The sequence below is a fragment of the Phyllobacterium sp. LjRoot231 genome, from assembly GCF_964253365.1.
GTDB lineage: Bacteria > Pseudomonadota > Alphaproteobacteria > Rhizobiales > Rhizobiaceae > Phyllobacterium.
On the sequence record NZ_CAXUQT020000001.1, the window covers coordinates 1462427 to 1487500 of the forward strand.

23 protein-coding genes (1 of these 23 running past the window's edge) are annotated in these 25074 nt (G+C 57.3%); 17 read left to right on the forward strand and 6 right to left on the reverse strand.

Annotated features, from left to right (window positions below; genetic code table 11):
- Positions 1–130: 130 nt before the first annotated feature.
- Positions 131–2854, reverse strand: a complete 2724-nt coding sequence (gene secA / locus ACSQ3H_RS07125) for a preprotein translocase subunit SecA (protein WP_436116401.1) — start codon at positions 2852–2854, stop codon at positions 131–133.
- 271 nt (positions 2855–3125) lie between these two features.
- Between secA and ACSQ3H_RS07130 the strand changes: the two genes are divergently transcribed.
- The 5 genes from ACSQ3H_RS07130 (at position 3126) to ACSQ3H_RS07150 (ending at position 6974) form a co-directional block, all read left to right on the forward strand.
- On the forward strand, positions 3126–4043 hold the full coding sequence (locus tag ACSQ3H_RS07130; RefSeq protein WP_436116402.1) for a peptidylprolyl isomerase: 918 nt from the start codon (positions 3126–3128) through the stop codon (positions 4041–4043).
- A gap of 79 nt (positions 4044–4122) precedes the next feature.
- On the forward strand, positions 4123–5364 hold the full coding sequence (gene argJ / locus ACSQ3H_RS07135; protein WP_436116403.1) for a bifunctional glutamate N-acetyltransferase/amino-acid acetyltransferase ArgJ: 1242 nt from the start codon (positions 4123–4125) through the stop codon (positions 5362–5364).
- 12 nt (positions 5365–5376) lie between these two features.
- Positions 5377–6129: a GNAT family N-acetyltransferase gene (locus ACSQ3H_RS07140; RefSeq protein WP_436116404.1), complete on the forward strand. Its 753-nt coding sequence runs from the start codon at positions 5377–5379 to the stop codon at positions 6127–6129.
- A complete protein-coding gene (locus tag ACSQ3H_RS07145) occupies positions 6126–6533 on the forward strand; it encodes a (deoxy)nucleoside triphosphate pyrophosphohydrolase (RefSeq protein WP_436116405.1) in 408 nt (135 codons plus the stop codon). The genes ACSQ3H_RS07140 and ACSQ3H_RS07145 overlap by 4 nt, the downstream gene beginning before the upstream one ends.
- Before the next feature lie 111 nt (positions 6534–6644).
- On the forward strand, positions 6645–6974 hold the full coding sequence (locus ACSQ3H_RS07150; RefSeq protein WP_436116406.1) for a hypothetical protein: 330 nt from the start codon (positions 6645–6647) through the stop codon (positions 6972–6974).
- Here the strand turns inward: ACSQ3H_RS07150 and ACSQ3H_RS07155 are convergent.
- Positions 6971–7867 (reverse strand): methyltransferase domain-containing protein, encoded by an 897-nt coding sequence (locus tag ACSQ3H_RS07155; RefSeq protein ID WP_436116407.1) that lies wholly within the window; start codon positions 7865–7867, stop codon positions 6971–6973. The two genes, ACSQ3H_RS07150 and ACSQ3H_RS07155, sit on opposite strands and share 4 nt — an antisense overlap.
- Before the next feature lie 104 nt (positions 7868–7971).
- On the opposite strand from ACSQ3H_RS07155, the gene ACSQ3H_RS07160 reads away from it, so the two are divergent.
- The 5 genes from ACSQ3H_RS07160 to ACSQ3H_RS07180 all read left to right on the forward strand — a co-directional run bounded on the left by ACSQ3H_RS07160 (position 7972) and on the right by ACSQ3H_RS07180 (position 11302).
- Positions 7972–8697, forward strand: a complete 726-nt coding sequence (locus tag ACSQ3H_RS07160; RefSeq protein ID WP_436119377.1) for a ComF family protein — start codon at positions 7972–7974, stop codon at positions 8695–8697.
- A gap of 78 nt (positions 8698–8775) precedes the next feature.
- Positions 8776–9045 (forward strand): glutaredoxin 3, encoded by a 270-nt coding sequence (gene grxC / locus ACSQ3H_RS07165; protein ID WP_436116408.1) that lies wholly within the window; start codon positions 8776–8778, stop codon positions 9043–9045.
- A gap of 10 nt (positions 9046–9055) precedes the next feature.
- Positions 9056–9922, forward strand: coding sequence for a carbon-nitrogen hydrolase family protein (locus tag ACSQ3H_RS07170; RefSeq protein WP_436116409.1), 867 nt, complete (start codon positions 9056–9058; stop codon positions 9920–9922).
- Positions 9919–10332, forward strand: a complete 414-nt coding sequence (locus ACSQ3H_RS07175; protein WP_436116410.1) for a DUF1178 family protein — start codon at positions 9919–9921, stop codon at positions 10330–10332. Before ACSQ3H_RS07170 ends, ACSQ3H_RS07175 begins: the two co-directional genes overlap by 4 nt.
- 64 nt (positions 10333–10396) lie before the next feature.
- A complete protein-coding gene (locus ACSQ3H_RS07180; RefSeq protein ID WP_436116411.1) occupies positions 10397–11302 on the forward strand; it encodes a DMT family transporter in 906 nt (301 codons plus the stop codon).
- Here the strand turns inward: ACSQ3H_RS07180 and ubiG are convergent.
- From ubiG to ACSQ3H_RS07195, 3 genes are all read right to left on the reverse strand, one after another.
- On the reverse strand, positions 11286–12032 hold the full coding sequence (gene ubiG / locus ACSQ3H_RS07185; RefSeq protein WP_436116412.1) for a bifunctional 2-polyprenyl-6-hydroxyphenol methylase/3-demethylubiquinol 3-O-methyltransferase UbiG: 747 nt from the start codon (positions 12030–12032) through the stop codon (positions 11286–11288). The genes ACSQ3H_RS07180 and ubiG overlap by 17 nt on opposite strands.
- Before the next feature lie 68 nt (positions 12033–12100).
- Positions 12101–12511 carry a type II toxin-antitoxin system VapC family toxin gene (locus ACSQ3H_RS07190; protein WP_436116413.1) on the reverse strand — a complete coding sequence of 137 codons (411 nt, stop codon included), beginning with the start codon at positions 12509–12511 and terminating at the stop codon, positions 12101–12103.
- Positions 12512–12513: 2 nt separating this feature from the next.
- Entirely contained in the window at positions 12514–12783 is a 270-nt protein-coding gene (locus ACSQ3H_RS07195; protein WP_436116414.1) for an antitoxin, read from the reverse strand.
- Between the two features lie 199 nt (positions 12784–12982).
- Here ACSQ3H_RS07195 and ACSQ3H_RS07200 point away from each other — a divergent pair, with 199 nt between their 5' ends.
- The 7 genes from ACSQ3H_RS07200 (at position 12983) to ACSQ3H_RS07230 (ending at position 24811) form a co-directional block, all read left to right on the forward strand.
- Positions 12983–14236 (forward strand): aspartate kinase, encoded by a 1254-nt coding sequence (locus ACSQ3H_RS07200; protein WP_436116415.1) that lies wholly within the window; start codon positions 12983–12985, stop codon positions 14234–14236.
- A gap of 141 nt (positions 14237–14377) precedes the next feature.
- On the forward strand, positions 14378–16618 hold the full coding sequence (ptsP, locus tag ACSQ3H_RS07205) for a phosphoenolpyruvate--protein phosphotransferase (RefSeq protein WP_436116416.1): 2241 nt from the start codon (positions 14378–14380) through the stop codon (positions 16616–16618).
- A gap of 11 nt (positions 16619–16629) precedes the next feature.
- Complete coding sequence (gene prfA, locus ACSQ3H_RS07210) at positions 16630–17706, forward strand: peptide chain release factor 1 (protein WP_436116417.1); 1077 nt, start codon at positions 16630–16632, stop codon at positions 17704–17706.
- Positions 17707–17711: 5 nt separating this feature from the next.
- Complete coding sequence (prmC, locus tag ACSQ3H_RS07215) at positions 17712–18581, forward strand: peptide chain release factor N(5)-glutamine methyltransferase (protein WP_436116418.1); 870 nt, start codon at positions 17712–17714, stop codon at positions 18579–18581.
- Between the two features lie 294 nt (positions 18582–18875).
- Positions 18876–19727: a DUF4167 domain-containing protein gene (locus tag ACSQ3H_RS07220; RefSeq protein WP_436116419.1), complete on the forward strand. Its 852-nt coding sequence runs from the start codon at positions 18876–18878 to the stop codon at positions 19725–19727.
- 908 nt (positions 19728–20635) lie between these two features.
- The gene (gene clpB, locus ACSQ3H_RS07225; protein ID WP_436116420.1) at positions 20636–23248 is read left to right on the forward strand and encodes an ATP-dependent chaperone ClpB; all 2613 of its coding nucleotides are present in this window, start codon (positions 20636–20638) and stop codon (positions 23246–23248) included.
- 177 nt (positions 23249–23425) lie between these two features.
- Positions 23426–24811: a L,D-transpeptidase gene (locus ACSQ3H_RS07230; RefSeq protein WP_436116421.1), complete on the forward strand. Its 1386-nt coding sequence runs from the start codon at positions 23426–23428 to the stop codon at positions 24809–24811.
- 2 nt (positions 24812–24813) lie between these two features.
- Here the strand turns inward: ACSQ3H_RS07230 and ACSQ3H_RS07235 are convergent, their stop codons facing one another.
- Positions 24814–25074: the final stretch of a M23 family metallopeptidase gene (locus ACSQ3H_RS07235; protein WP_436116422.1), read on the reverse strand. It continues 1695 nt past the right edge of the window; 261 of the gene's 1956 nt are visible here — the last part of the coding sequence; the start codon falls outside the window, past its right edge; the stop codon is at positions 24814–24816.

Genomic DNA, 25074 nt, shown 5'->3' on the forward strand with positions numbered 1-25074 from the left:
GCTCCACTCGTTTCCAACACCCGACCTATTAATCCGTAAACGTTTAGAAACGGTTGGGAAAGTCAACGGGTCCTGTTGCGGGAACAAGAGAAAAGGCCGCGTTGTGAACGCGGCCTTTGGGTGATTGTTATCAGACGAAAGCGCCGTGACAATGCTTGTATTTCTTGCCGGAACCGCAGGGGCAGGCCTCGTTGCGGCCAACCTTGCCCCAGGTCTGCGGATTATTCGGATCGCGATCCTTGGGATCGACGACACGCAGATCCTGCTGTACCGCCAGAACACCGCCGCCAAAGTCGTCCTCACCGGTGAAGCCATCGACGTGATGGGCTTCCATCACCGGCAATGCCGGTTCGGGGGCACTTGCCGCTTCGCGCACGAGTTCCACGCGCATCAACTGGCTCGTCACGTTCTGGCGCAGATTGGCCAGCAGCGTCTGGAAGAGTTCGAAACCTTCGCTCTTGTACTCGTTCAACGGGTCGCGCTGGGCGTAACCGCGGAAGCCGACGACGGAGCGAAGATGATCGAGATTGACCAGATGTTCACGCCACAGCGCATCGAGTGTCTGCAGAATAACCGACTTCTCGACATAGGCCATGATTTCCGGGCCAAACCGCTCGGCACGATCAGCAGCTGCCTTCTCGACGGTCTCCATCAGGCGCTCCCTGATATCATCCGGCGTTATGCCATCTTCGAGCGCCCATTCGGTGATCGGCAGGTTGAGATTGAGAATGTTGCGCACATCCTCGTCGAGCTGCTTGATATTCCACTGCTCGGCGTAAGCCCCTTCGGGCGTATGGCGCGCGAGCATATCCTCGACCACATCCTCGCGCATTTCCTTGGTGGTCTCGCTGAGATCAGTGCTGTCCATCAATTCGATGCGCTGCTCGAAGATCACCTTGCGCTGATCATTCATGACGTCATCATATTTCAGAAGGTTCTTGCGGATATCGAAGTTACGGGCCTCGACCTTCTTCTGCGCCTTTTCCAGCGCCTTGTTGATCCAGGGATGGACGATGGCTTCGTCTTCCTTGAGACCGAGCTTCTGCAACATGCCGTCCATGCGTTCGGAACCGAAAATCCGCATCAGATCGTCCTGCAGCGACAGGAAGAACTTCGACCGGCCGGGATCGCCCTGACGGCCTGAACGGCCGCGCAACTGGTTGTCGATGCGGCGGCTTTCATGGCGTTCAGTCGCAAGAACGTAAAGCCCGCCGGCCGCAAGCGCCTTTTCCTTGAGCTTGGCGATGTCCGCGCGAATCGCGGCTTCCTTGGCCTTGCGCTCTTCGCCCTCGGGCATGTCATCGAGTTCGCGCGCGATGCGCATTTCGAGATTGCCGCCGAGCTGAATGTCGGTACCGCGGCCAGCCATGTTCGTGGCGATGGTGATGGCACCTGGAACCCCGGCCTGCGCGACGATATAGGCTTCCTGCTCGTGATAGCGGGCATTCAAGACCTGGAAGTCCTTAAAGCCTTCCTTGCGCAGGCGCTCAGCCAGCTGCTCGGACTTTTCGATGGAGGTGGTGCCGACGAGAATCGGCTGGCCCTTGGCCGTGGCTTCACGAACATCGCGAACGATGGCTTTGTATTTTTCTTCGACGGTCCGGTAGACTTCATCGTCCTCGTCGAGACGCTGAACGGGAAGATTGGTCGGGATCTCCGTCACTTCGAGACCGTAAATATTGCCGAATTCTTCCGCTTCGGTCGAAGCCGTACCGGTCATGCCGGCAAGCTTCTTGTACATGCGGAAATAGTTCTGGAAAGTGATCGACGCCAGCGTCTGGTTTTCCGGCTGGATCGTCACATGTTCCTTGGCTTCAAGCGCCTGGTGCAGGCCTTCCGAGAAGCGGCGGCCCGGCATCATGCGGCCGGTGAACTCATCGATGATAACGATTTCGTCGTTGCGAACGATGTAGTCCTTGTCCTTCTGGAACAGCCTGTGCGCGCGCAAAGCATTGTTGACGTGGTGCACGACAGCAACGTTCTCGATGTCGTAAAGGCCTTCGCCCTTGAGGTGCCCGGCTTCCTTCAGGAGGTTTTCGAGCTTCTCGGTGCCTTCCTCCGTGAAGATCGCAGTCTTTTGCTTTTCATCAATCTCGTAATCTTCGGGGTTCAGTGGCTTTATGAACGTATCGATGAGATTGTAGAAGTCGGAGCGATCATCCAGCGGGCCGGAAATGATCAGGGGAGTCCGCGCTTCGTCAACGAGGATCGAATCCACTTCATCGACAATCGCGTAATGATGCGGGCGCTGCACCATCTGGGCGCGCTCATATTTCATATTGTCGCGCAGGTAGTCGAAGCCGAGTTCGTTGTTGGTGGCGTAGGTGATGTCGGCATTATAGGCCTTGGCGCGTTCATCGTCATCGAGGCCGTGCACGATGATGCCGTAGGTCAAGCCGAGGAAATTATAGATCTGGCCCATCCAGTGCGCATCGCGGGTGGCGAGGTAGTCATTCACCGTGACGACATGCACGCCCTTGCTTTCAAGCGCATTCAGATAAACCGGCAGGGTCGCGACGAGGGTTTTGCCCTCACCGGTGCGCATTTCGGAAATGCCGCCATTGTGCAGGACCATGCCGCCGATCAGCTGGACGTCGAAAGGCCTCATGCCAAGAACACGCTTGGCTGCCTCACGCACCACTGCAAAGGCCGGAACAAGCAGATCGTCGAGCTTCGTTCCATTGGCAAGGCTTGCGCGGAATTCCGCCGTCTTTGCCTTCAGCTGCTCGTCGGTGAGTGATGAAATTTCCGCCTCAAGCGCGTTGGTTTCGTCAACGCGGGGCTTGAAACTCCGGACGCGGCGTTCGTTTGAAGAGCCGAAAATCTTGCGGGCGAGGCCGCCGAAACTGACCATCCCTGGTCCTCTCTATAATACGTTCTACCAGGTTCTACTGGCATTTGAGGTGTCAGAGGCCTGACATTTAAAACGCCTGATACAATACGGACACCAAGCCCAAGGTATAAGTCTATCTGTTGCCAAGCTATCTGGACGCAAAGCCGATGGACAGATAAGAGGGGGCACGAATTATGTCAATGTTGAAGCAACAAGCGATCGATCACAGCTTCATGGCAAAATTCTGCCGTATTCATAGCCCGTACCGGTCCTCCCAAGGAGAAATTGACCCATGAACCAATTGCGTAAAACCCTTTCATTAATGACTGCCGCTGCACTTTTGACCGGTATTACCTCAGTGGCAATAGCCCAAGACGCCGGTAAAGCGGAACCTGTCAAGCCAGATGCAGCCCAAGCGGCCACGGCCAAGGCAGATCCCGACAAAGTGCTTGCAACGATCAATGGCAGCAAGATCACAAACAAGGATGTAGACCAGATTTCTGCAGACCTCGATCCGCAATTCGCCAAGCTGCCGGATGACCAGCGGCGTTTGGCCGCTCTGGCCGCGATCATCGATATCAAGTCGCTCGCAGCCAAGGCTGAAGCCGAAAAGCTGGATCAGACTCCGGAATTCAAGGCCCGTATAGAATTCCTGAAGGACCGCGCCCTGCACAATGATTACTTCAAACAGCAGGTTGTCGACAAGATCACCGATGCTGACATTCGTGCCCGCTACGATAAGGAAATCGCGGCGATGCCTCCACAAAATGAGTTCCGGGCCCGTCACATTCTGGTGAAGACCAAGGAAGAAGCCGAAGCCATCATCAAGCAGCTCGATGGCGGAGCGAAGTTCGAGGACGTTGCCAAGGAGAAATCCACGGACGGTTCGGCTGCGCAGGGTGGCGATCTCGGTTACTTTGGACCTGGCCAGATGGTGCCGGAATTTGACAAGGCAGCCAATGCGCTGGAAGTCGGCCAGTACACCAAGGAACCGGTCCAGACCCAATTCGGCTTCCATGTGATCAAGCTCGAAGACAAGCGCGTCCAGCAGCCGCCAGCGTTCGACCAGGTCAAGGACCAGGTGAAGTCCATCCTCATTCGTGAGCGCTACATGGAACTGGTGAAGAAGGAACGCGGCGACCTGAAGATCGAATATACCGATCCGGCAACGGAAGCGGCGATCAAGGCCGCAACGGAAGCCCAGCAATAACAATATGAGGCCCGGTGCAAGTCGCCGGGCCTTTCTTCGATAATTTGTGACCTGTTAAAAGCGCTTTTCGAGGTAGCCGATGTCCACATCTGTCTCGCCCCTGGCACCAAAACACTATCCCGCCATGCCGGAAATTCGCGGGGTAAAGATCGCCACCGCAGAAGCCGGTATCAAATACAAGGACCGGACGGATGTGCTGCTCATCGTATTCGACAGACCGGCAGCAGTTGCTGGCGTATTCACTCGGTCGAAATGCCCATCGGCAGCGGTGGATTTTTGCCGGACAAGCCTTGAAGGTGGCACGGCGCGGGCCGTCGTCGTCAATTCCGGTAATGCCAATGCCTTCACCGGGAAAAAGGGCCGCGAGTCGGCCAAACTGACCGCTGCGGCGGCAGCAAAGGCCGTTGGTTGCAAGTCACACCAGATTTTTCTCGCTTCAACGGGCGTGATCGGCGAGCCGCTCGATGCCGGCAAGTTCAGCCATCTTCTGACAGACATGACGAATAACGCCGTTGCCGAGCGCTGGCAGGATGCCGCCAGCGCCATCATGACGACCGATACGTTTCCCAAGGTCGCAACCGAAACCGTGCTGCTGGGCGGCGTGCCGGTGACGATCAATGGCATCGCCAAGGGCGCCGGCATGATCGCACCGGACATGGCGACGATGCTGTCTTTCGTTGCCACCGACGCGCCGATCGCGGCAGATGTCCTGCAAAAACTTCTGTCGAAATCCGTCGGCAAGAGCTTCAATTCCGTGACCGTCGATAGCGATACATCGACGTCCGACACATTGCTGCTTTTTGCCACGGGATCGGCTGCCGAACGTGGTGCTGCACCTGTGACGAAGGTCAAGGACAAACGTCTCAAGCCTTTCATCAAAGCACTTGACCGTGTTCTCAAGGATCTCGCGCTGCAGGTGGTGCGTGACGGTGAGGGCGCGCGCAAGATGCTCGAAATCAGCGTAACCGGTGCGACGTCGCCGCGGTCCGCCAAGCGGATTGCGTTGTCGATTGCCAATTCGCCGCTGGTCAAGACCGCTGCCGCTGGCGAAGACGCCAACTGGGGCCGCATCGTCATGGCCGTCGGCAAGGCCGGCGAACCCGCGGACCGCGACCGGCTGGCGATCTGGTTCGGGGATATTCGCGTCGCCCGCGAAGGAGAGCGTGATCCGGACTATTCCGAAGAGGCGACGTCAGCCTATATGAAGAATGACGACATCAAGATCCGCGTCGATATCGGTCTCGGCAAAGGCAAGGCGACTGTCTGGACCTGTGATCTGACGAAGGAATATGTGGCGATCAACGGCGATTATCGCAGCTGATAAGGATCACGCATGCAGTTAGCCCAAATCAGGCAGTTTGAGGCGGTCGGCTTCCGGTCGTGGCCGGCATCGTCCGTCCATTATGACGGAAGCTGGGCCATCCGGATGACGGCGAGCCACCCGTCCAAGCGCCTGAACTCGGTCAATCCACTCGATCCCGGTGACACCGATAATCTGGAACAGCGGGTGGCACGGGCTGCGCAGCGGTTTCGCGCCTATGGCAGGCCGCCGATTTTCCGGCAGTCACCGCTCGCGCCTGAAGCGCTCGATAGATATCTGGAAGAGCTGGGATGGGCACGTTTCGACGAATCCGTGGTCATGATCGTCGATCTGGCCAATGTCGATCTTTCGGATGCGATCGATCAGATCCCGCTCAAGGATATTGGCCGGTTCATCGATGCCGCCTTGCAGGTGCAGGACGAGAATTCCGCTATGAAGCCGGGGTTGTTCGAGGTTATCAATGCGATCCAGCCATCGAAGGGTCTGTTTGTCATTGAGGAGGGTGCGGTCCCGGTATCAACGGCGATCTGCGTGCAGGATGGTACTCTGGCAGGGCTGTTCAATATCGGAACGGCAGCAAGCCGGCGCCGTGTGGGGCTCGGCCGCACGATCATCAAATCAGCATTGAAATGGGCCCTGCAGCACGGTGCGAAGAAAGCATGGTTGCAGGTCGAAGTGGCGAACACCGGTGCTATCGCTCTGTACGAGCAGATGGGTTTCAAGGAAGCTTATCGCTATGCGTACAGACAGGCGCCCGACAAATGAGCGAGCATCCGATCCTGTTGGTGACTGCATGCGCGCTGGTCGACGCTGACGGGCGGGTGTTGCTGACACAGCGACCGGAAGGCAAGTCACTCGCGGGACTCTGGGAATTTCCGGGCGGCAAGGTCGATCCAGGCGAAACGCCGGAAGAGAGCCTGATCCGCGAATTGCACGAAGAACTTGGCATCATTGTCAAACCGGCCTGCCTTGCGCCGCTGACTTTTGCCAGCCACACCTATGAAACCTTCCATTTGCTGATGCCGCTGTTCATCTGCCGGCGCTATGAAGGCATTCCGCGCGGGATGGAGGGACAGGTTCTCAAATGGGTGCGACCGAAAGACATGCGCGACTATCCGATGCCGCCTGCGGATATTCCGCTTATCCCGTTTCTGATCGATCTTCTGTAAGTTTTTACAACCATAAACTGTATTCTCACCGCATTAACTCTGATGCTTAATTGATCCTTCACCTGATTGAGCGACTTTTAGTTAATCTTGACGCATATTTTCAGGTGGGGCATGGGGCGTAAGAACGATTATCTCGATGATGAACTGTTGCAACCGAGTGCTCTCTCGGGTGCAGCCGGGGGAGTCTTGCGGATCACATTGCTATTTGGATCGGCAGCCGTCGCGCTGGCGCTGATCATCGCGCCGCTGGCGGACCGCGGTTCCCAAGCTGTCGTCGACTATTCAACCAGCCGTTCGATCGACGAAATCCAGACCGGCTCGATCAAGAAGCCCGACCCGACAACCACGTCCACCTATACCATTCGCCGCAGCGTGCTGCAGCGGTCACCCACGGCGGTCTGTATTTTGAATAGCGACGGCTCAAAGATAGGCGACTGCTAAGTCTGCTTCTTTTCGAGAGCTTCCACATCCTTGAGGAAATCGGCGAGGGAGGCTTTGGCCGAGCCGGGCTTCAGCGGCTTCTGTTGCGATTCATGCGCGGCCCAGCCGGACATCCAGATGAACGAGAAAGTCGCCCTGATCCGGCCATCGGGATCGCTGAAGCGTTCCGCATAAATCTCAGCAACCCGCATGAAGAAATGCCGCGACAATGGTTTGCGCGATCGTCCCAGCAGAGCGTTCTGCATGCCCATGGCGCGCAGGTCCCGCATCAGGGCGAAGGCCGAATCATAGCGCACCGTATAGGTCTCGATATCGGTGACGGGCAAGGTAAAACCGGCGCGCTGCAGCAGGCCGCCGACATCGCGGACATCGGCAAAGGGCGCGACGCGCGGCGATGCGCCGCCATAAATCTCGCTCTCCGCCGCCAGCAGGCATTCGCGCAATTCCGTCAATGTATTGTCGCCGGCCATCGCACCGAGGAACAGACCATCGGGTTTCAGCGCGCGGCGGATTTGCAAAAGTGTACCCGGCGTATCGTTGGTAAGGTGCAAGGATAGCAGTGAAACTATGAGGTCGATGCTTGCTGGCTTTAGCGGCAGGATTTCCTCGTCCGCGACGACTGCAGGAAAAGCGCCAACGAGAAAACGTGCGTCCTGTTCAACGCGCACGATCGTCGTGGCCTTGCCGGAGCGTTGCAACGCGCGCGCGGCGAGGCCGGTATGGCTCGCCAGATCAACCGCAACGTCGAATTTACGCTCGACGGCGGACAGGCGCTCTTCAAGATCGTCGGCGGCACGGGCCAGCAGGAAATCCGCAGAACTTCCATGCTGTTGCAATGCGCGCAAACGCCTTGTCAGCAATAAATTTCGATCGAAGACCTGATGACGATCCATTCCGGATTTCTCTGATGCCTGTATAGTTGAGCCGTAGATGCGTCGCCTTGGAGCGAATTGCAATGAAAACTGTCGGGGAAACTGCACGTCTTCTCACACGAAGCATGACACAGCCGTTGTTCGGACTGTTGTTTCCGCCGGTTTGTGCTGGATGCGACAAGCACGTCGCGGAGCCCGGTTCACTGTGCGGTGCGTGCTGGTCGAAGGTGCGTTTTATCGAGAAACCGTATTGCCCGGTGCTCGGCATCCCGTTCAGCCATGATCTCGGCGCTGAAATTCTCTCCGCAGAAGCGATTGCCGACCCGCCGCCGTTCCGGCGTGCCCGGTCGGTGGCGGTGCATGAGGGCGTCATCCGCGACATGGTGCACCGGCTCAAATATAATGATCGCACCGATCTCGGCCCGTGGATGGCCCGCTGGATGCTGCGTGCCGGCAGCGAGTTGCTTGGCGATTGCGATATTATCGTACCTGTTCCGCTGCATGCGCGGCGTTTCTGGTTTCGAAGATTTAACCAGTCGGCCGAACTCGCCCGCCATCTGGCGCGGTCGAGTGGCAAACCATTTGATCCGGACGCGTTGAAACGCGTCAAGCAAACCAAACAACAGGTAGGGCTCGGTTTGAATGAGCGTGTCGTCAATGTCCGCGGTGCGTTCAAAGTGCCTGTGACGCAGGAAATCAAGGTACGCGGCCGCAATGTGCTTCTGATCGATGATGTCTATACAACCGGTGCGACTGTGAGGGCCGCGTCGCGGGCTTTGCTCCGAGGCGGAGCGGCAAGCGTCGATGTGCTGACTTTTGGCCGGGTCCTGACGAAAGAATTGTCTATTTAACAATGCTTCTGCGCAAAAATCGGGTCTTTTCGCCTGAAGTTTTGATGCCTATATAGAAAGTCTAAATGGAGCTTTCGAATGGTTGGTGTAACAATCTATACGCGTAACGGCTGCGGCTATTGCACGGCGGCCAAGGGTCTTTTGTCAGAAAAAGGCGTGGAATTCGTCGAGCATAACGCGTCGACACAGCCTGCCGCCCGCCAGGAAATGCTGGCGCGCGCCAATGGCCGGACGACATTTCCGCAAGTCTTCATCGGCGAAACCCACGTCGGTGGTTGCGACGATCTGTATGCGCTCGAAAATCAGGGCCGTCTCGACACGTTGTTGAAGACCGGCGAACTCGCTTGAGGACGATGATATGAGTTCATTTCGCGCTGCTGCCATCCAGATGCGTTCGGGCGTAGACCCGCAGCGCAATGCCGCGGATCTCGCAGGCTATGTTGCCGACGCAGTCGGCAAAGGCGCGGTCTACGTCCAGACACCGGAAATGACCGGTTCGCTGCAGCGTGATCGCAAGGCACTTGCGAGCGTTTTGAAAAGCGAAAGCGACGATATCATTGTCCGCACCGCTTCGGAACTTGCGGCCAAGCACGGAATTCATCTGCATATCGGTTCAACTGCGATTGCCCGCGACGATGGCAAGATCGCCAACCGCGCGTTTCTCTTCGGTCCCGATGGCGATATCCTCACCCGCTATGACAAGATCCACATGTTCGATGTCGACCTCGACAACGGCGAGAGCTGGCGCGAGTCTGCCGTCTATGCGCCGGGCGCCGATACGGTCGTGATCGATCTGCCTTTTGCCCGGCTCGGGCTTGCCATCTGCTACGATGTGCGCTTCCCGCAATTGTTCCGCGCCCAGGCTTTGGCTGGCGCATCGGTGATCTCGGCACCTGCCGCCTTCACTCGCCAGACCGGCGAAGCGCATTGGCACGTGCTCCAACGTGCGCGCGCCATCGAAAATGGCGCATTCATGATTTCGGCCGCTCAGGGCGGTGTGCATGAGGATGGCCGCGAAACCTATGGTCATTCCATGATCGTCGCGCCGTGGGGCGAAATCCTGGCGGAAGCCGATCATGCGGAACCCGCGGTCGTTGTCGCTGATATCGATGTGGCACTAAGCGCAGCCGCGCGATCCAAGGTCCCCAATCTCAAGAACGCCCGCCCGTTTGGCGTTATCGTGGAAAACGATGGCCAGACGACGAGGCTCGGCGTCGCGTCATGATCCGTTTTTCCCTCCATTGTGACCAAGACCATGACTTCGAAGGATGGTTTCGCAGCAATGACGATTTCGATGCACAGGCGAAGAAGCACCTCGTTTCCTGCCCGGTCTGCGGTTCGCACAAAGTCGAGAAAGCCCTGATGGCGCCTTCGGTTGCGACTGGCCGTCAGAAGGAAAAGATTGCTATTGCCATGAGCAAGATGGCCAATGAATTGCGTGAGATGGCCAAGAAGGTCCGGGAAAATTCCGATTATGTCGGCAGTGATTTTGCGGAAGAAGCCCGCAAGATCCATTTTGGCGAGGCTGAAAAGCGCGGCATTTATGGCGAGGCAACGCGCGACGAAGTCGAAGCACTCGTCGATGACGGCGTCGATGTGATGCCGCTTCCGGTCTTTCCCGACGATCACAATTGATCTTGCTCGTCTAACGCCGATGGCTATGGTGCGGTAGCCGATTCTGCCTCACCGGATGATTTTCATGTCATTTCTGAATTCTGCCCCCGCGCTGCTCGTCCTGACCGGCGCTTTTCTCGGGTTGACGCTTCCATTCGGCAAATTGGCATTCGCCGCAGGCATAGCGCCATCGCTATGGGCATTCGTTATTTCGATCGGGGCGGGCAGTGTGCTTCTGACGGCATTTCTCATCATGGGAAAACGTCCGCGTATCGATGCGCATATGGCGCGTTACTACATTGTTGCCGCGCTGATCTCCTATGCCATTCCCAATCTCATGACCCTCTCGGCCATTCCTCACCTCGGGTCCGGCTTTACCGGGATCATGTACACACTATCGCCAGTGTTCACCCTTTTGCTTTCCATCCTTTTCAAGATGCGCAGCCCCAATCTCCTTGGACTTCTCGGCATTTTCGTCGGTTTTGCCGGGGCTGTCCTCGTTGGATTTACACGGGGTCAGGTCGGTCAACCGGCTGAACCTCTTTGGGTGGCGATTGGCCTCCTGATCCCCGTATTGCTTGCGCTCGGTAATGTCTACCGCACCATCGACTGGCCGATAGGCGCCGATCCGACCGAGCTTGCGGCCGGTAGTCATTTGACCACTGCGATTCTGCTTGTTCCGTTCATTTTCGTTATGACGGGTACATTTCCGATTGCACCACTCGGCAATGTTCCATGGCTGGTATTCGTGCAGGTGCTGGCATCCGCCTGCATGTTTGCGCTGTATTTCCGGCTTCAGGCGGTCGGCGGGCCGGTCTATCTGAGCCAGATCGGCTATGTGGGCGCAGCAGTGGCATTGCTCGCAGGCACGTTGTTTCTCGGCGAAGTGTACCAGCTCGCAACCTGGCTAGGAGCGGCAATCATCACCATCGGTGTGCTGATGACCACAAAGGCCCAGCAGATGCAGCAGAAAGCTACGAAGGTCGCGTAGCCAGGACCATATAATTGACACTGGTATCGCGTGAACGATTCCAGCTGTCTGCCAATGGATTATAGGTCACTCCGACTTTTTCCATGACTTCCAGCCCCGCCCGCGACAAGGCGGTTTCGAGTTCTTCGGGCCGGACCAGCTTTTCATATTGATGCGTGCCGCGCGGCAGCCAGCGCAGGACGTATTCGGCACCGAAAATGGCAAGGCCGAGCGCCTTCAATGTCCGGTTGATTGTCGCAACGAAGGTGAGGCCGCCGGGTTTCACCATTTGAGAGCAGGCCGACATGTAAAGCTCGACGTCGGCGACGTGTTCGACAACCTCCATATTGAGGACGATGTCGAATTGTTCACCGGCTTCCGCCAAAGCCTCAGCTGTCGTGGCGCGATAGTCTATGGAGAGGCCGCTCTGCGCAGCGTGGATTTTCGCTACTTCGATGTTGGTTTCGCCGGCGTCTGCCCCAACCACCGTCGCACCGAGGCGCGCCATGGGTTCGCAAAGCAGCCCGCCGCCGCAACCGATGTCGAGAATGCGCAGGCCGGCAAATGGCGCGGGGCCGTTCGGATCGATGCCGTAGTGGGCGCAGACCTTTTCCTTGATATAGGCCAGGCGTGTTGGATTGAACTTGTGCAGGGGCCTGAACTTGCCCTGCGGGTTCCACCACTCGGCTGCCATGCGTGAGAAACGCTCGACTTCGGCGGCATCGATTGTTGTGCGCTCTGCTGTCGCCATCGGTTCTGTCCTTATTGCTGCCTTCGAGTGGCCCCTTCCGGCAAAAAATGTCAAGGCATACTGTACATTCAGCTTTCGGGTAGTGCCCAGTTGGCAAGCACTACTCCATTGATGCGCTGATAGTGGCGCGTATTGTTTGTCACAAGAGTTGCAGCTGTGGATATCGAGTGTGCGGCGATCATCATATCCAGTTCGCCGATTGGCTGGCCAGTCGAAACAAGTTGGTGGCGGATATTGGCGTAGTGGTCGGCCACTTCTGCATCCCAAGCTAGAACACGCACTATTTTGAGGAATTGCATAATTTCATCGTGTAGGCGGCGGTTGGCCGGAACTCTCTTCAAGCCGTAGAATAGTTCAGCCTTGGTTATGGCGGATATACATATGTCCGATGGAGGCACGGCCAAAAGCTTTTCGTCGATTGCAGGTGCGCGGCCATTAATAATATAACTTGCAATATCGGTATCAAGCATATGCAGCATGTTCAGTCTTGCTCGTCGAACAGATTACGCTCGACGGGCAGAGTATTCATGGGACGTTCACGCATAAAATCGTCGGGAACGTCAACTGTTTTCCGGAATTCAAAAAAATCGGCCCAAGCACTAGCTCCCGGTCGAGCAGACAAGATGACGTCTCCTGTCCGTTCATCGCGCGAGATATAGACTTCATTTCCGTCAAAACGAAAATCGGCCGGGAGACGCACAGCTTGGCTGGCGCCGTTTTTGAAGAGTTTTGCAACGCGAGTCGCACCCATCGTTGAGTCTCCATGAATAGTATATGCATCAGTATATACTCTATCATCCATTGGAATTCAAGGTCAAACAGTCCTCGGGTGTTCTTGCAGTCTGGCCATATTTTCGATATGGGAGGCCGCATTCATTTGGCGGGTGGCTGTTTCGATTCAAGCAGCTCCTTACCAATTTATTTCAGGCATCCCAGAACGGTACCTTCCCATGGCACGCATTGTGATGAAATTCGGCGGCACTTCGGTGGCCGATATTGACCGCATCCGTAATGTGGCCAGGCATGTCAAACGCGAGGTTGATGCCGGACATGAGGTCGCCGTTGTTGTTTCCGCCATGGCCGGGAAAACCAATGAACTCGTGGCCTGGACCCGTCAAACATCGCCGATGCACGACGCACGGGAATATGATGCCATCGTTGCCTCCGGTGAGCAGGTCACTGCTGGTCTGCTTGCCATCGCCCTGCAGGCGATGGGTGTACATGCCCGTTCGTGGCAAGGCTGGCAAATCCCGATCAAGACCGACAATGCGCATGGCGCGGCGCGGATCCTGGAGATTGACGGTTCATTCCTTATCGAGCGGTTCGAGGAGGGGCAGGTGGCTGTGATCTCCGGATTCCAGGGCATTGGGCCGGACAATCGCATTTCCACATTGGGACGCGGCGGTTCCGATACCAGTGCGGTCGCAATTGCCGCTTCGGTCAAAGCCGATCGATGCGATATTTATACGGACGTTGACGGCGTCTATACGACTGATCCGCGTGTTGAACCGAAGGCACGCCGGCTGTCGCGGATATCGTTCGAAGAAATGCTTGAAATGGCCTCGCTTGGCGCCAAAGTTCTACAGGTACGGTCCGTTGAGCTTGCCATGGTGCACAAAGTGCGCACATTTGTCAGGTCCAGTTTCGAAGACCCCGATGCGCCGGGCATGGGTGACCTCATCAATCCGCCCGGAACACTTATTTGCGACGAGGAAGAAATCGTGGAACAGCAGGTTGTCACAGGAATTGCCTACGCCAAGGACGAAGCCCAGATTTCACTGCGCCGCGTTGCGGACCGTCCCGGAATATCGGCAGGTATTTTCGGTCCGCTCGCTGAAGCGCATATCAACGTCGATATGATCGTCCAGAACGTTTCCGAAGATGGCACGAAGACCGACATGACTTTCACCGTGCCTTCCGGGGATCTCGACAAGGCGTTGGTTGTCCTGGAGAAGGTCAAGGCGGAGATCGGTTGCGACATCATCCAGTCGGAAGCCGGCATGGTAAAAGTTTCGGTCATCGGTATCGGCATGCGCAGTCATGCGGGTGTTGCCGCGACGGCGTTCCGCGCGCTTGCGGACAAAGGCATCAACATCCGGGCCATTACGACCTCGGAGATCAAGATTTCCATTCTAATTGATGGTCCCTATGCGGAACTTGCCGTGCGCACTTTGCATTCTGTGTACGGTCTGGATAAGCATTAGAATCAAGATTCCGTTTGTCGGCCGCATTGTCGGCTGACATGATCAACCTACTTACAGGTGAGACCATTTGAGTCTTGCCTGGTTCGTTATGGAGAAAGGCTCCAAGTGCCAACGCGCGAGCAGACAACAGGGCCTCGTGTCATGCTGAAGCGTCTTCGCGAATTGATGGCGGAGGCTCTTGAGCCACAGGAGAGGCTTGACCGGATTGTTCGCGAGATCGCGCAGAACATGGTCGCGGAAGTGTGCTCGTTTTATGTGCTGCGCTCCGATGGCGTTCTCGAGCTCTATGCGACCGAAGGTTTGAACCCGTCAGCCGTGCATCTGGCGCAATTGCGTCTCGGACAAGGCCTTGTCGGCACCATCGCCGCGAGCGCGCGTCCGCTCAATCTCACGGACGCACAAACGCACCCGGCCTTCGCCTATCTGCCGGAGACGGGCGAAGAGATCTACAATTCGTTCCTCGGTGTGCCCATCCTCAGGGCAGGGCGCACGCTCGGTGTTCTCGTCGTGCAGAACCGGACCAAGCGTGTCTATCGTGAGGATGAGGTCGAGGCCCTGGAAACGACGGCCATGGTGCTGGCCGAAATGGTTGCTGCCGGCAGCCTTACGCGTCTTGCGCGGCCGGGTGTCGAGCTTGATATGGGCAAGCCCATGAGTTTCAGCGGCAGCGCCTTCAATGACGGCGTTGGTCTCGGTCATGTCGTGCTGCATGAACCGCGCATTGTCGTCACCAACCTCTTCAACGAAAACATCGACACGGAAATCGACCGGCTCGAAAATTCGCTCGGTTCGTTGCGCATATCGATCGACGACATGCTGTCGCGCCGGGACGTGGCATTCGAGGGCGAACATCGCGAAGTGCTCGAAGCCTACCGGATGTTCGCGCACGATACGGGATGGGTGCGGCGTCTCGAAGAGGCGATTCGCAACGGATTGACGGCAGAAGCCGCAGTGGAAAAGGTGCAGAGCGACACCCGCGCCCGCATGATGCACCTGTCTGATCCCTATATGCGCGAACGCTTGAGCGATTTCGACGATCTGGCGAACCGTTTGCTTCGCCAGCTGATGGGGCGTGACGTCAAGACCATGGCGGGTTCGCTAGCCAAGGACGCCATCATCATCGCGCGTTCGATGGGTGCTGCAGAGCTGCTGGATTATCCGCGCGAGCGCCTGCGCGGCCTGGTACTCGAAGACGGTGCTGCGACGAGCCATGTGGTGATCGTTGCCCGCGCGATGGGTATTCCCGTCGCCGGTCAGGTCAAGGGCGTTGTTTCCATGGCGGAAAACAACGATGCGGTGATCGTCGATGGCGATGACGGCCGCGTTCATTTGCGTCCGCAGGCAGACGTGGAAGCTGCTTACTCGGAAAAGGTCAAGTTCCGCGCCAAGCGGCAGGCGCTCTACAGGGAATTGCGTGACAAGCCTTCGGTCACGAAGGACGGCCTGCACATTTCGCTGCTGATGAATGCTGGCCTTTTGGTTGATCTGCCGCAATTGGCGGAAGCCGGCGCCGCAGGTATAGGCCTCTTCCGCACCGAATTGCAATTCATGGTTGCTTCGACTTTCCCGCGGGCCGAACAGCAGGAGCGGCTCTATCGTTCGGTATTGGATGCTGCTGGTGATAAGCCCGTGACATTCCGGACGCTCGATATAGGTGGTGACAAAGTACTGCCCTATTTCCGCAGTGATGCCAATGAGGAGAACCCGGCCATGGGCTGGCGGGCGATCCGCCTGACTCTGGACCGTCCGGGATTGCTGCGCACACAGGTCCGCGCCCTATTGAAAGCGGCCGGCGGGCGCGAACTCCGGTTGATGCTGCCGATGGTCACGGAAGTTGCAGAAGTGCGCAAGGCGAGCGAACTGATCAACCGCGAGGTGCAGCACCTGTCGCGCTTCGCGTATAACCTGCCGACACGCGTCAAGATCGGCGCGATGGTCGAGGTGCCGTCGCTGCTTTGGCAGCTCGACGAATTGATGTCGGTTGTGGACTTTGTCTCGGTCGGCTCGAACGATCTGTTCCAGTTCGTTATGGCCGTCGATCGCGGCAATTCGATCATCGCCAACCGCTTCGACAATCTGTCGGTGCCGTTCCTGCGCGTGCTGCGCCAGATCGCCGATGCCGGAAACCGCAACAATACGGACGTGACGCTCTGCGGCGAAATGGCCGGAAAGCCGCTGTCTGCCATGGCGCTTATCGGTCTCGGATATCGCTCGATCTCGATGTCACCTGCTTCGATCGGCCCGATCAAGGCCATGCTTGGTACTCTTGATGTGGCCGAGCTCAGCGCGCAACTCGCGGATGCTATCGACAATCACGGCGAAACGGGTTCGTTGCGCCATGTCCTGACCAAGTTTGCAGAGCGAGCAGGCGTCCCACTCTAGAGGCTTAAACAATGTCTATTCCGCAGGATCGTATGGATCAACTGCTGAAGCGTTTTTCCATGATGGAGACGCAGATGGCGAGCAATCCTGATTCCGAGACCTATGTGAAGCTTGCCTCGGAATATTCCGAGCTTGAGCCTGTCGTCGCCAAGATCCGCGATCTGCTCGCTGCGCGCAGCGAAGCGGATGGATTGCAGGCCATGCTCGACGACAGCGCCACCGACAAGGATATGCACGAACTTGCCGAGGCTGAACTGCCGGAGATCGATGAGCGCATCGAGGAACTTGAGAAGGATATCCAGGTCCTGCTGCTGCCGAAGGATGTCGCCGATGAGCGTAACGCGATCCTTGAAATTCGCGCTGGCACAGGCGGTTCGGAAGCGGCGCTGTTCGCCGGCGATCTGTTCCGCATGTATGAGCGCTATGCCGCGGCCAATGGCTGGCGTGTCGAGCTGATATCGGCCAGCGATGGCGAGGCCGGCGGTTACAAGGAAGTGATCGCCATGGTTTCGGGCAGGGGCGTTTTCGCCAAGCTGAAGTTTGAATCGGGAGTGCACCGGGTGCAGCGCGTTCCGGATACCGAAGCGAGCGGCCGCATCCATACGTCCGCCGCGACGGTTGCCGTCCTTCCAGAGGCTGAGGAAATCGACATCGATATCCGGCCAGACGATATTCGCATCGATACGATGCGTGCGTCGGGTTCGGGCGGCCAGCACGTCAACACCACCGACTCCGCCGTGCGCATCACCCATATTCCCTCAGGCATCGTCGTCGTGCAGGCGGAGAAGTCGCAGCACCAGAACCGCGCCCGCGCCATGCAGGTTCTGCGTTCGCGCTTGTTCGACATGCAGCGCCAGAAGGCCGATAGCGAGCGCTCCGAAGCCCGGCGCAGCCAGGTGGGTTCGGGTGATCGCTCCGAGCGCATCCGCACCTATAATTTCCCGCAGGGGCGTGTGACCGATCATCGCATCAATCTGACGCTGTATAAGCTCGATCGCATCATGGAAGGCGATCTCGATGAACTCATCACCGCACTAATTTCCGACTACCAGACGGCGTTGCTCGCCCAGATGAACGAAAGCTTTTGAGCGCCATGGCAGAGCACTGGACGCGCCTCGCCGATATGCACAGAGAGGCGCGCGTTCTTCTTGCGAAAACTGGAATCGAAACCGCCGATCTCGATGCGCGGCTGCTGGTCGAATGGATAACCGGATGCGATCAGCTCGAGGCGATTCGCAATCCGAATCGCGCCATCGACAAGACGATCGTTGCGCAGCTTCACACAGTTCTTAACCGGCGAATCAATGGCGAATCGGTGCATCGCATCATCGGCAAGCGTGCTTTCTTCGGTATCGAACTTGGGCTTTCCGCCGACACGCTCGAGCCCCGCCCCGACACCGAGGCACTGGTGGAACTGGCGATGCCCTTCCTGCGCCAGCGTATCGAGGCGCAGGGTGTTGCGGACCTGATCGACCTCGGAACCGGGACAGGCGCCATAGCCCTGGCGCTGCTCGACCAATTCCACCAATTGCGCGCGGTCGGCGTCGATATTTCTCAGGGGGCCCTTGATACGGCGCGCGACAATGCCCATCTCTCAGGAGTATCAGATCGTTTCGCAGGCCTCCATTCGGACTGGTTTTCCGAGGTAAGTGGCTCATTCGACATGATTATTTCCAATCCGCCGTATATACCGTCCGCCGATATAAAAGGCTTGCAACGCGAGGTAGCGCTGCACGATCCGGTCAAGGCTCTGGATGGCGGGCAGGACGGGCTCACCCCCTACCGAATCATTGCCGGGCATTCCCGGCAACATCTCAGGCAAGGCGGTGCAGTCGCATTGGAAATCGGTTTTGGACAACGCCGTGATATCGAAGCGATCTTTGCGCGACAAAATTTCGCGCTGAGCGGCGTTCAAAAGGATATTGGTGGCCACGAAAGGGCACTTTTGTTCGCACCGATGTAAAAAGATTGAAAAAAGGCTTGGAATTTGCCGTGAAGACGGCTAGTTTCCGGTTACCGCTCTAAACCGAAACAAATCTGGTTCTGCCTATCAAGAGATTGATACGGAAATTTCCGGGTGTTTGATTTCTCTTCGGAAATAGCTGGAGAAATGGTTTTTGCGGCAGCACAAAAGTTTTATGAACTTTGGATGCGATTGAAGCGCGGGGCGCGCTTCAGGTCGGCACTTGAGAAGCGAAGCTTTTTGACTCAAATGGTGAGCAAATTAGCGCCCCTGATTTTCTGAAAAGAGATAAGTATGAGGCCAGTACAGCAGAATAGGCGCATGCGCGGACGCGGTAACAACAATAACCGCAGCAAAGGCCCCAACCCACTATCCCGTAACTACGAGAGCAACGGGCCCGATGTCAAAATCCGGGGGAACGCTCAGCACGTCGCCGAAAAATATACCACTCTTGCACGGGATGCACAGAGCGCCGGCGACCGCGTGATGGCTGAAAACTATCTCCAGCACGCCGAACATTACAATCGAATCATTCTTGCGGCTCAGGCTCAGGCACCTGTCCAGTATCAGCGCGATGATCAGGACCAGGATCAGGACGATGAGAACGGCTATGACGATGATGCCAATGGTAACGGTAACGGCAACGATACCGATGGTCAGGAGGTTCCGGAACGCCAGGAGTTCTCGCAACGCCAGGATCGTCCGCAGCGGCAAGACCATCGGGATCGGCCCGAGCGTCAAGAACGTCAGGACCGTCCGGAACGTCAGGATCGCCGCGACCGGCAAGACCGGCAAGAACGCGTGATGCATCAGCCGATCAACGGCAGCGGACCACAGCCGATCATTCAGGGTACCCCCGCCGAAGTCGTTTATGACGACGACACGGTCAGCCAGCGCCAGCCGCAACCTCAACCACAGATTCAGCCGGTTGAAAACGGCGCTGCGGCACCTGAGGAAGAGGTTGCTGAGGCAAAGCCAGCACGCCGCGCACCGCGTGGCCGCAGGCCGGCTCGCCCGCGCGAACCGCGTGTGGCGGAGGAAAGCAGTGCTGAAGCAAGTGCTCCGGACACCGCCAACGATCTTTCGCCGGCTGGTATTGTCGCCGAGGTGAAGAAGCGTCGGGCAGCGGTCGAATCCGACGTTTGATCCGAGTTTGATCTAGCTTTGCGCCATCCGTGGGTAACCGCGGATGGCGTTTTGATTCCGATAGGTTGTTGAGAAGTGTCAAAGATCCGCTGAGGTACAAAATTTGCCGGATGGCAATGCTGCTGTGGGTGGTTCGACAAGCTCACCATGAGGGAGGTGGGTTGATGGCAAGGAGCCAAGATTTGCATGGCAAAGAGTCAAGAGTTACGACAACGATCCCAGATTTGCGAGGTTGGCGACTATCCATGCAATCCTCAATTTCCCTCATGGTGAGCCTGTCGAACCACGCACAGCAGCATTGCCATCCGGCAAATCAGCACCCTTAAATCAAAAATAATTCATGGCTGTTTATCCAACACCTCCAAACCTCGGTTATTCTAATCTGGTCCTTTCCATGGGGAACTGCTTCCGGAGCCGTTCGAAGTGGGGAGAGGATCGGCGCCTCCGATGGCGGGTAACGGGCCCGTCGTCCGGGGAAGTTCTGTCCAAGGGTTCCCCTGCCGGTACTAAGGCCGGTGCGTGCTGGACGAGCACTGTGAGGGCGGCAGATTGGCTGGGCGCAGTCCTGGCCGCTGGCGTTTCCGACGCGGAACGGACGGGATCAAAAAACGCCGGACGGGCGGTCTTCGGATCGCATTATCTATCTACCAAGACGCGCTTCGACGACCGCCCGTCTTTCCCACCACCATTCAATGGCCAGACGCGAAAGCGGGTGTGGCAAAGAGGGGGCTTATCGTGATAAAATTCGACAGGGAGAGGCGTCATAAAAGTCAGAATTCCGATCTTGCAGGCTGCGGATAATATTCCCATATTTGCATCGAGCGAATGGGTCTGCCTCTTGCAGGGGACCCGTCACCAACACACCGCGCAATGCCTTTCAAGGGTTGCTCGGTAAAAGGAGACAAGACATGAATATAGAAAAATACACCGAGCGCGTTCGCGGTTTCATCCAGTCCGCACAGACTTTTGCCCTCTCCTCCAATCATCAGCAGTTTGCACCGGAGCATTTGCTCAAGGTTCTCGTTGATGACGAGGAGGGTCTTGCCGCGTCCCTGATCGAGCGGGCAGGTGGGCGCATAGCGGATGTGCGCCTCGGCTTGCAGGCTGCGCTTGACGCCTTACCGAAAGTGACGGGCGGTAACGGCCAGCTTTATCTTGCCCAGCCCCTGGCCAAGGTTTTCACGACTGCGGAGGAACTGGCGCAGAAAGCGGGTGACAGTTTCGTCACTGTCGAGCGTCTTCTGACAGCCCTGGCGATCGAAAAATCAGCAAAGACTTCCGAAATTTTGAGCCGCGCCGGTGTCACCGCTGCCGGGCTCAACGCGGTCATCAACGATATCCGCAAGGGCCGGACGGCAGACTCGGCTTCCGCCGAGAACAGCTACGATGCCTTGAAGAAATATGCGCGTGACCTCACCGCCGATGCGCGGTCGGGCAAGCTTGATCCTGTTATCGGACGCGATGATGAAATCCGCCGCACCATCCAGGTTCTGTCGAGGCGCACCAAGAACAATCCGGTGCTGATCGGCGAGCCGGGCGTGGGCAAGACCGCAATTGCCGAAGGCCTTGCGCTACGCATCGTCAATGGGGATGTGCCAGAATCGCTGAAAGACAAGCAGTTGATGGCGCTCGACATGGGTGCTCTCATTGCCGGTGCGAAATATCGCGGCGAATTCGAGGAGCGGCTGAAAGCTGTGCTGTCCGAAGTCACCTCGGCGAATGGCAATATTATTCTGTTCATCGACGAGATGCATACGCTCGTTGGCGCCGGCAAGGGTGAAGGTGCCATGGATGCTTCGAACCTATTGAAGCCGGCTTTGGCCCGGGGCGAACTGCATTGCGTGGGTGCCACAACGCTCGATGAATACCGCAAGCACGTGGAAAAGGACGCCGCGCTTGCCCGTCGGTTCCAACCGGTGTTTGTCGATGAACCGACGGTCGAGGATACGATCTCGATCCTGCGCGGTTTGAAGGAAAAGTACGAGCAGCACCACAAGGTCCGTATCTCCGATTCGGCGCTTGTTGCGGCAGCGACATTGTCCAACCGCTACATCACCGACCGCTTCCTGCCGGACAAAGCGATTGACCTGATTGACGAAGGCGCAGCGCGCCTTCGTATGCAGGTGGATTCCAAGCCGGAAGAACTCGACGAAATCGATCGCCGCATCATGCAGCTGAAGATCGAGCGTGAAGCGCTGAAGGTCGAGAAAGACGACGCATCCCGCGATCGTCTTGAACGGCTGGAAAAGGAACTCGCCGATCTGGAAGAGCAGTCAACGGTAATAACCAATACCTGGCAGGCCGAAAAGCAGAAGCTCGGCCATGCGGCCGATCTGAAGCGTCAGCTTGACGATGCACGCAATGCGCTTGCCTCTGCTCAGCGCAATGGCGAATTCCAGAAGGCGGGCGAGCTTGCCTATGGCACGATCCCTCAGCTGGAAAAGCAGCTCGCTGAGGCCGAACAGCATGACGGTTCGACCTCGATGGTCGAAGAAATCGTCACACCGGATCATATCGCTCAGGTGGTTTCGCGCTGGACTGGCATTCCGGTGGACCGGATGCTGGAAGGCGAGCGTGAAAAGCTGCTGCGCATGGAAGATGAACTCGCCAAGCGGGTCGTCGGACAGGGCGAAGCGGTTCAGGCTGTATCGAAAGCGATTCGCCGTGCGCGTGCAGGATTGCAGGATCCGAACCGGCCCATCGGCTCGTTCATATTCCTCGGGCCAACAGGTGTCGGCAAGACGGAGTTGACGAAAACGCTGGCTTCCTTCCTGTTCTCCGATGAGACGGCCATGGTTCGGCTCGACATGTCTGAATATATGGAGAAGCATTCGGTCTCGCGTCTGATCGGCGCGCCTCCAGGCTATGTCGGTTATGAAGAGGGTGGTGCTCTGACCGAAGCAGTCCGGCGCCGGCCCTATCAGGTGGTTCTCTTCGACGAGATCGAGAAGGCCCATCCGGACGTGTTCAATGTGCTTCTGCAGGTTCTCGATGATGGACGCTTGACTGATGGTCAGGGACGCACCATTGATTTCCGCAACACGCTGATCATCATGACTTCAAACCTCGGGGCCGAATATCTTGTCGGACTGGCAGAGGGTCAGGATGTCGAAGAGGTTCGTGAAGAGGTGATGAATGTGGTCAAGGCCTCGTTCCGGCCGGAATTCCTGAACCGTGTGGACGAAATCATCCTGTTCCATCGGTTGCAGCGCAAGGAGATGGGCAAGATCGTGACGATCCAGCTCCAGCACCTGCAGTCGCTCCTCACCGATCGCAAGATCGTTTTGAAGATCGATGAAGATGCAACGAATTGGCTGGCCGCGAAAGGTTACGATCCTGCTTATGGTGCGCGGCCGTTGAAGCGCGTGATCCAGAAGGAGGTGCAAGACCCGCTGGCGGAAAAAATCCTGCTTGGCGAGATACTGGATGGCTCTACGGTCAAGATCACCGCTGGGTCGGACAGGCTGAATTTCAAGTCGGTCAAGTCCGTTCCCGAAAGGGAAAAGAGCGAGGCGGCGTAATTGCCTCGGCCGCAAAAATCAAACAAAAGAAATGGCCGCCATATGGCGGCCATTTTCACGTCTCGTTCATTGGATAAATGCAACGATAAAAGCCTGTCGGCATTAACCATAAAGACAGGAAAATCGGTCATTTATGCTTAATGGCGAGTTACTAGCGAAAAACCGGAAGCGACGAGCATGGCGTCTTATCACTATTCACTGTTTGGGGTTTTGCTCCTTGCTGCCGTTGGCACTGTCGCTCCGCGCGCCGCGCAGGCAGATGAAATCGTCGCGCCCCTCGTCAACGACAAGAGTTCATATACCGTTGCGCAATGGTTCGAACCACGCGAGCGCCGACAAGCCTATAGGTCGTATTTCGACGAATATGGCCGGAAAATTACCGTAGACCGGCGTGGCCGCATCGTTTCCGTCGAGGAGCCGCAAAACAGTCAATCGAGCGAAGGAACGGATTATTTTCCGGATGCGCCGCAGGATCCTTATGACACGGGCGCCATTTCGAATGATCCTTACGGTACGGCGCTGCCTTCGGAACGAGATTATGGCAGCATCGATCGCGAAGCTCTGCCACCTGCCAACGGCGAATCCAACGTGCAGCCGGCCGATCCGAATCTCATAGAGCCCGGATCACCCAGCGATGGCCTGACTGACGCTCTGCAGCAGGAACAGATTCCGGTTCACCCGAATCCGGCTCCGACCATCGAATTACCGAAAGGGCAGGGAGCGAAAGCCAAGATCGCTGCCATCCAGGTTTTGCTCGACCGGATTGGCGTATCGCCGGGCGTTATCGATGGCCATAAGGGCGGCAACGTCGACAAGGCCGTGGCCGCCTTCGAGGAAATGACAGGGCAAAAGTTCGATCCTCTCAACGAAGAAGGCATTAACGCCTCGCTGGAACAGACCGGCGGTCCGGCGTTCGTGTCCTATACGATCACATCCGAGGATGCCGCCTATCCATTTGTTGCGTCCATCCCCGAAGATTACAGCCACAAGGCGCAACTCGAACGGATGGCTTTCACGTCGGTGACGGAAATGCTGGCCGAGCGTTTTCATATGGACGAAAACTACCTGAAGGAAATCAATCCGGGCGTGGATTTCAACACGCCGGGTGTCGCTATACAGGTTGCCAGTACAGGCCAGGACGCAGGCGGCGCCGTCACGCGCATCATCGCCGACAAGGGACGCAAACAGGTACGCGGTTACAATGCGGAAGGAAGGCTGGTGGTCGCCTATCCGGCGACGATTGGATCGACCGATACGCCATCACCCTCGGGTACGGTGCAAGTTGAGCGGGTCGCTCTCAATCCGAATTATACCTACAACCCAAAAATCAACTTCAAGCAGGGCGAGAACAATTCAGTTCTGACCATCCCGCCGGGACCGAATGGCCCGGTCGGGACCGTGTGGATCGCCTTGTCGAAGCCGACCTATGGGATTCACGGCACACCTGAACCGTCAAAGATCGGCAAGACCAACAGTCATGGTTGTGTGCGACTGACCAATTGGGACGCGACGGAACTGTCGAAGCTCGTCCAGAAGGGCGTGACGGTCGAATTCCAGGAATAGGATTAGCCGCTGGCGGCGACCTTGGTTCCTTTCGCCTCATCCTCTTTAAGGAGCTGGTCTATACGCTCACGCTCGCGCCTGAATGCCACCAGATCATCACCGCCGAGTTCACCGCCGCTCGGCAGGCGGATACGCATCGGATCGACCTTCGAGCCGTTGACGATCACTTCGTAATGCAGGTGTGGACCCGTCGAAAGCCCGGTTGATCCGAGGTAACCGATAACTTGGCCCTGCCGCACCTTCGCTCCAGGGGTTACACCGCT